The 7,600-nt window shown below is 51.1% G+C and carries 6 protein-coding genes and 1 rRNA gene; 2 read left to right on the top strand and 5 right to left on the bottom strand.

Features of this window, described 5'->3' with window-relative positions; translation table 11 throughout:
• A 5S ribosomal RNA gene (rrf, locus tag ACOZIO_RS20310) occupies positions 1-84 on the top strand; the annotation flags it as partial.
• 236 nt (positions 85-320) lie between these two features.
• Complete coding sequence (locus ACOZIO_RS20305; RefSeq protein ID WP_129992017.1) at positions 321-1,616, top strand: MFS family transporter; 1,296 nt, start codon at positions 321-323, stop codon at positions 1,614-1,616.
• A 29-nt stretch (positions 1,617-1,645) separates the two neighbouring features.
• Here the strand turns inward: ACOZIO_RS20305 and ACOZIO_RS20300 are convergent, their stop codons facing one another.
• The 5 genes from ACOZIO_RS20300 to trxC all read right to left on the bottom strand — a co-directional run bounded on the left by ACOZIO_RS20300 (position 1,646) and on the right by trxC (position 7,498).
• Entirely contained in the window at positions 1,646-1,993 is a 348-nt protein-coding gene (locus tag ACOZIO_RS20300) for a YfiM family lipoprotein (RefSeq protein WP_129954865.1), read from the bottom strand.
• A gap of 61 nt (positions 1,994-2,054) precedes the next feature.
• Positions 2,055-3,407 (bottom strand): CDP-diacylglycerol--serine O-phosphatidyltransferase, encoded by a 1,353-nt coding sequence (pssA, locus tag ACOZIO_RS20295; protein ID WP_370278362.1) that lies wholly within the window; start codon positions 3,405-3,407, stop codon positions 2,055-2,057.
• Between the two features lie 87 nt (positions 3,408-3,494).
• The gene (locus tag ACOZIO_RS20290) at positions 3,495-6,215 is read right to left on the bottom strand and encodes a bifunctional acetate--CoA ligase family protein/GNAT family N-acetyltransferase (protein WP_129992018.1); all 2,721 of its coding nucleotides are present in this window, start codon (positions 6,213-6,215) and stop codon (positions 3,495-3,497) included.
• Positions 6,216-6,246: 31 nt separating this feature from the next.
• The gene (locus tag ACOZIO_RS20285) at positions 6,247-6,951 is read right to left on the bottom strand and encodes a tRNA-uridine aminocarboxypropyltransferase (RefSeq protein WP_129954868.1); all 705 of its coding nucleotides are present in this window, start codon (positions 6,949-6,951) and stop codon (positions 6,247-6,249) included.
• 127 nt (positions 6,952-7,078) lie between these two features.
• Positions 7,079-7,498 carry a thioredoxin TrxC gene (gene trxC / locus ACOZIO_RS20280; RefSeq protein WP_013574074.1) on the bottom strand — a complete coding sequence of 140 codons (420 nt, stop codon included), beginning with the start codon at positions 7,496-7,498 and terminating at the stop codon, positions 7,079-7,081.
• Positions 7,499-7,600 lie beyond the last annotated feature (102 nt).

Raw genomic sequence — 7,600 nt, 5'->3', positions numbered from 1 at the left:
CCCCATGCCGAACTCAGAAGTGAAACGCCGTAGCGCCGATGGTAGTGTGGGGTCTCCCCATGCGAGAGTAGGGAACTGCCAGGCATCAAATAAAGCCAAAAGCCCCGTACGAAAGTGCGGGGCTTTTGGCTTTATTGCTATCAGGTGGTGATTACAATCACCTTTTACTGCGCTTCACTTCACAAAAGGCACCGCAACTCCAGGTAATATTCAAATTCATCTCCCCAACTCGCCGATTCGTTGCTTAACTCAATATTTCCTATCGATAAAAAATAGCCATAATCTCGTTTTTAACAGGAACTATTGGGGATATTAATACAATGGATACTCTGGGATCTCAGTCTGGGAATCACGATCAGCAGGATAAGAAGAAACGTATTTTCGCTATTGTGGGGGCTTCTTCGGGAAATCTGGTCGAATGGTTCGATTTTTATGTCTATTCCTTTTGTTCGCTCTACTTCGCTTCTTCATTTTTCCCGAGCGGAAACAGCACAACTCAGTTATTACAAACTGCAGGTGTGTTTGCCGCCGGATTCTTTATGCGTCCGATTGGTGGATGGTTATTTGGCTACATTGCCGATAAACATGGGCGTAAAAACTCTATGATGATCTCAGTCTGTATGATGTGCTGTGGTTCGCTGGTGATTGCCTGTTTGCCAACTTACGCAACTATAGGCGGCTGGGCCCCGATATTATTGCTGGTCGCCCGCCTGTTCCAGGGGCTTTCCGTTGGTGGTGAATATGGAACCAGCGCCACTTATATGAGTGAAGTGGCGATTAAAGGCCGTCGCGGTTTTTATGCTTCATTCCAATATGTGACCCTTATCGGAGGGCAATTACTGGCACTTCTGGTACTGGTTATATTGCAGCAGATATTCTCAAATGATGAGCTGAAATCCTGGGCATGGCGCATCCCCTTTGCATTGGGCGCGATACTTGCTGTTGTGGCGCTGTTTCTGCGTCGTTCATTGAATGAAACATCAGATAAACAAACCCGTGAGCATAAAGATGCCGGTACACTCTCGGGGTTATGGAAGCATAAAAAAGCATTCCTCATGGTATTAGGATTTACTGCGGCAGGTTCCCTGACTTTCTATACCTTCACGACTTATATGCAAAAATACCTGGTGAATACGGCCGGTATGGAAACCAAAACAGCGAGCGCCTTAATGACTATCGCTCTTTTTGTCTTCATGTGCCTGCAACCTATTATTGGCGGGCTGTCAGATAAAATAGGTCGGCGCAGTTCTATGCTGATATTTAGCGGTCTGGCGACTGTTTTAACCCTACCGATTTTGTATATTCTACAAACCGTTACCAGTCCTTATATTGCCTTCGGGCTTATTGTTTTGGCACTGCTGATTGTCAGTTTTTACACATCCATCAGCGGATTATTAAAAGCAGAAATGTTTCCACCTGAAGTCAGGGCATTAGGTGTGGGATTATCTTATGCGGTTGCTAATGCTGTGTTTGGCGGTTCGGCAGAATATGTCGCGCTGACCTTTAAATCATGGAATATTGAAGAAGTGTTTTTCTGGTATGTCTGCGTAATGTGTTTCGTTGCATTTATTGTGTCGATGAAATTACATCGTAAGGGAAAGGAAATACAGCTGTAGTCCGCGCTGAGAGGGTGCACGGATGCACTTTAATAATGAGTCAGATGATAAGCGCTGTAACCAGTGGCTGCGCCTGCAATATCCCAGCTAAAATCTTTCCAGCTCCAGCCGCTGCCACCCGCGCGGCTGTCATAAACTTCTTTGGTCGCGCCAAGTCCGACGGAAAACAGTAATCCAAATGAGCGGCTGCGTGCTTCATTCCATCCCTGATGATCACCGTATGCTGCCCCCGCTGCTGCTAATACAGCGGAACCTACAAAGTGCTCTGCCTTATCTTTGCCAGTCCAGGCGTCATTTGCGTAATGCGTACATCCGCTACATGCGGATATCAGAATAATGACGGGAAGCCTGAGGGCCCACGATAATTTTTGTATCATAAAGTGGATTTCCTGATATAAAAAAGCCCGATCAGAATGATCAGGCTTTTAGTATAGGCAATTACAGAATCCGGCTGATTAATCTGTCGATACGTATCCTGCGCAGACGGCGGATAAGTTTACGGACTTTCACCGGATAATTAGGAATACTTTCCAGTTCCATATAATGCGAAACAACCTGCGTGTGCTGGCGTATTTCTTCCAGCTCTTTGTGTCGCGCGGATGCCAGCTCCTTATGCGGATCATGGATCAGAATGGCATTTTCCAAATCCAGACGCCATGCGCGTGGATTCAGGTTATTGCCCGTGATCAACTGCCAGCGATCATCAACCCACATTCCCTTAAGATGGTAACTGTTATCGCCATCTTTCCACAGGCGAACAATCAGCTGCCCGCTGTCAACGAAACGTTGTAAGCGGCTCAGGAAGCGACGCAGGTTAATTTCATACAAATAGGGTAAGGCACCGATGATTTTGAATGGCTGATCCTGCGGGATATAAAAATCGTTGGCGGTTTTATCACCCACGATAATTTCCACCTGCTTACCCCGGCGCAGCAGATGAATGATATTTCTCGCCAGCATCGCAGGCATATTGAAATAAGGCGTACACAGCGTCAGCTTATGTTCCGCACTGGACATCAGATGATGGATGGTCCGGTTTAGTTCATTTTGTTTGCCCAGACCCACGATAGGCGTCACTGCCAGTTCATCATTTCCTGCACTGTCTTTGAAATGATAACCGCTGGCGCGCAGGTTCTGACGGAACTGACGCGTTTCGTTTTTGATCTCAATGCTTTTAGGACGATCTTCACGATCAAGACGCTGTACGGCAGCCGCAGTCAGGATCGATTTCTTCATAAAGTCGATCATGGTATTGGCCAGCGGAGCGTTAGTCAGCAACTGGTAGCGATCGTAGCGGTATTTTTCATGGCGATGCAGGTAAACATCATTGAGGCTTGCACCGCTGTAGATCACCTGATCGTCAATAATAAAGCCCTTCAGATGCAAAACACCTAACGCTTCACGGGTATTAACCGGAACGCCATACACCGGCACGGAAAGCTCAGGATGCTCTTTTGCCATGCGACAATACCAGTCAGCATTAGTGTTTGAGGCTGCCGCGCCAATGCGGCCACGCTGAGCGCGGTGCCAGTCAACCAGCACACAAATCTCCAGGTCAGGACGTCGCTGCTTGGCGGCATACAACGCCGAAAGCACATCACGACCGCCGTCATCATTCTCTAAATAGAGCGCGACCAGATAAATCCGTTGGGTGGCGTTGGCAATCGCTTCGAGCAGCGTCTTACGGAAATCTGCAGGGCAGTAGAGCGTTTTTACAGCATCAACCGTTTGGGGGAGTTTGGGCAGTTGAGCAAGGTGTTGTTGATGTTTATTACGTTTCAATTTTGACAACATCACAGTGCGCTTCTTCTCTCTTTATGTAATGGCTTTAGCGGCACAAGCAGACAGTGGTGACCGCACAATCGGTCGATAATACCATTAGTCCTGTCTCATGTGCGCATCTTTTGCCTGTTCGCGGCGCAGGCTCACGGTTTTCTGCTGCGAAATCCGGGCCTTTTCCAGTGTCAGTGAGAGGTTCACAATGCCGTCCTGGATCTGAATATCAACGTCGAATCCGAGTTTCCTGGCCAGCGTGATCATGCCGCGGTTATTGGGCATCGTAATGCCTGTGAGGCGTTGCAGGCCGTGCTCTGCCGCGTAATGAATCATCTTATCAAGCAACCGTCTTCCGAGCCCCAGTCCTTTCAGATCCGACCGTACCAGCACCGAGAATTCTGCATCAATATTATCAGGATCAGACACCGCCCGGGTAACGCCAATAATTTCGTTTTCATTATCCACACTATGAATGGCGACGAATGCCATTTCACGGTCATAGTCGATCTGTGTCATGTTCGCTAAATCTTCATGTGTGAACTCATTAATCTCACTGAAGTAGCGGTAGTACAGGTCTTCTTTAGTGACCTTCAGGATAAACGCTTTTAGCAGCGGCTCATCTTCCGGAAGGATGGGGCGGAACAGCGCCGGTGAACCATCTTTAAGTATAACGTGCTCTTCCAGTTCACGCGGATAAGGGCGAATCGCCAGTCGCGATCGGGTGTCTGCTCCCTGTACACAAAGCTGCATGGACACATCAAGCAGGCTGAGTTCACTGCCGGAAATCAGCAGAGGATGAATATCCAGCCTTTCGATCTCCGGGCAGTCGATGATCAGGTTCGACACGTTCACCAGTAACTGGCTCAGCGCCGGAATATCAAAAGGATGCAGGGCATTACGGCCACGAATTTTGCCACTTTTGAGTGCCTGAACCACCTGATAACGCGCCAGCGTCATGTTCAGCGGAGGGAGAGAAATCGCCGCCTGTCTTTCCGGTCGCCAGTCAGTACCGCCTTCTGCCAACATGATCAGCGGGCCGAATACCGGATCCTGTTCGACAACCACGCGCAGTTCCTGTGAACCCGGCCGGTTGGCCATGGTTTGCACCAACAGCCCCAGGATCTTTGCCTGCGGAAACGCCTGTCTGGCACGGTCAAAAATAGCATTGGCAGCCTGTGCAACTTCGCTGGCGGTACGCAGATACAACATTACGCCCTGTACTTCAGAATTATGCGGGATATCCGGGGAGCGCAATTTCAGCGCCACCGGATAACCCACCTGGCTGGCGATGTTCACCGCTTCTGCGCTGTCGCTGGCAATCCATGTCGGCAGCACATTCATGCCGTATGCCTGCAAAATGGCGCGTACCTCATGCGTATCCAGCTGTGTCGTACCTTCCGCCAGCGTGCGGGCGATCACCTGATGCGCCTGACCGGTGTTCTGCCCAAGGTCGGCCGGAAGTGCCGGCGTTTCTTTGAGTTGCTTCTGGTTCCTGCGGTATTCCACCATATGCATAAACGCCGTCACTGTCCCTTCCGGGGTCCGGTAAGTCGGGATCCCTGCTTCTGTGAACAGCTTACGGGCTTCCTGCGAGGAAAACTCACCGCACCAGTTGGTCAGCAGTGTGATGTATTTACCCCGGGCATGCGTATGCACAGCGTCGATGACGTGGCTGGCGGTCACCGTGCCATGTGCGGCAGCGCTGGGTGCGTGGATCACCAGTATTGCATCGTAATCGGTGCTGCCGAGCAGAGCGGTCATCACCGCCTGATACAACTGCGGTGTGGCGTCATCGTGCAAATCCAGCGGATTCGAAACAGTGATATTCTCAGGCAAAATGGCACGCACTGTTCGACAGGTTTCCTCACTCAGTTGCGCCAGTTTACCATTGCGTGAAAGCAACTGATCCAACGCCATCGCAGCGGGCGCGGCACCGTTACTGACGATCAGCAACCGCTCGCCACGTAACGGCCGCATATGGCTCAGCGTTTCAACAGCGGAAAATAGCTCATGGGTATCCTGCACACGCAGTAAACCGGCGCGCTGAATCGCCGCGTCGTAAGCGGCATCAAGGCTTAGCGGGCTATTAAGTAATTGCTGCGCCTGTCCGCTGCGGCCACTTTTGATCACCAGAATCGGTTTATTACGTGAGGCGCTGCGTGAGGCGGAAAGAAAACGTCGTGCATCACTGATGTGTTCGAGATACAGCAGAATGGCGCTGGTTTTATTGTCACGGGCGAGGAAATCAAGCAGATCATCGACATCGATATCCAGGCTGTCGCCCAGCGATACGAAATAGGAAAAGCCCACGGCACGCTGTTGCGCCCAGTCCAGAATGGTATTGGCAACTGCCGCCGACTGCGAAATAAATGCCAGTTTGCCGGGAATAATGGGCACGGGCGAAAAACTGGCATTTAGCTTTTGCCACGGCGCGAGAATACCAAGGCTGTTGGGGCCGAGCAGACGCATCGAAAAGCGCTGGGCGCAGGTTTTAAGTTCAGCGAATTGTTGTGGCTGTGAGGAAAGCACAATGACGGTTTTACAGCCACGTTCGCCGAGTTGTTCAAGTAACGTAAGATTGCGGTCTGCGTGTGTGCAAAGAATGGCGAGATCCGGTGACATCGGCAAGCTGGCGACGTCCTGCCAGGTCAGCACACCACACACCGCGCGATAAGCCGGAGTGACCGGTAAGACCGGGCCGTTGAATCCGCTGTCGAGCAGATTGCGCATCATCAGATATCCGGCCCGTCCCGCTTTATTGCTGGCGCCGATGACCGCAATAGATTCAGGTCGTAGTAGTGCTTCCAGTCCGCGCTGACTCATGAGTACTCCGAACAATTATCCTTAACTGATTCTAGAGGCTTTCTTCGTTCTTTGCTGTGAGCTGATGCACCGGATGATGGGGTTTTCCGGCCAGATACTGGGTGCGGAAATGGGTAAAGTGGCGCGAGAGGCCCGCTGAGGCATTGAGATCCCCGGCTTTTTCCAACAATGCGGCGGCGACCTCTACGGTGCAATGCAATTCCGGACGTGAGGCTTCACGCAGGATATAGCCAGAGCTGGCACTCACATCGAGAGAGAAAACGGGAAGATTATCCAGATAAGGACTTTTGCGGAACATCTTACGCGCTTCGTTCCAGGTACCGTCGAGCATAATGAACAAAGGCGGTTTGCTGCCTGCCGGAACGTCGGTAAACACCTGACGTGGCGGTGCGGCGAAAGAGGCCGGAAAAACCACATAAGCCTGCCGCTGCGGATCGGCAATGGCTTCCAGCAGAGCCGGATCAGTTTGCGTGCGTGACCACAAAAACGCCTGCGTATCGGGCAGTACATCCGCGATTAAGCGACCCGTATTGCTCGGTTTCATCGGCTCCGTGTCAAACATCACCAGACAAAAACGGCTGGCAGCCTGATGAATTTCGCGCGTAGCACAGATGCAGTTGCGTTTGGGCAACAGACAGTGCTGACAGCGTATCGCCCGTGAACCGCGTGCAAGAAAAGGGCGGGTGGAGCGGGCTAGACGCTGCTCACGCAGGCGAAGGACGGCGTTGTCTGACATAGGCATTCCGGTTTTTGAAAAACGGTTATTCTAATCCCCCGATGCTGGCAGGCAAGGGACATCTGTTATAAACAGAAAAAGGCCCGCACAGTGACGGGCCTTCAAGGGCTTTATAACCGCTTATGCGTTACAATGATTCATTAAGCCAGTTATTGAACGGCGCTTTAGGCATCGCCCCGCTCAACATATCGACCATTTTGCCTTCATTAAACACCATAATGGTCGGAATACTGCGGATGCGGAATCGCGCGCTCAGTTCAGGTTCTGCCTCGGTATTCACTTTGATGAAGCGGATTTTACCGGCGCGCTCCTGCGCCACATCTTCAAAAATCGGCGCAAAATTAACACAAGGGCCACACCATGGTGCCCAGAAATCGACGACAACCGGCAGATCATCCTGCAGGTATTTGTCCAGCGTGGCGGCAGTCGCGTGTATGACATCGCCTTCAAAAAGTGCATGGCCGCATCGGCCACATTTTGCGCCGTCGTCGATACGATCCTCAGGCAGGCGGTTGGTGGCCTGACAAGATGAACAAACCGTATTCATAAAATAGCCTCTACATTGCTTAACGTGAGAATGGTATCAACCACAACCCCGGTTTTATCCTTAAAAGCGGTAAACAACACGGCTGATATGTTACTTGTATGT

The sequence above is a fragment of the Rahnella sp. PD4 genome, from assembly GCF_049199325.1.
In the GTDB taxonomy this organism is placed as follows: Bacteria; Pseudomonadota; Gammaproteobacteria; order Enterobacterales; family Enterobacteriaceae; genus Rahnella; species Rahnella perminowiae.
The sequence above is the reverse complement of the archived record's forward strand: the minus strand, read 5'-3'. Positions and strand labels throughout refer to the sequence as shown.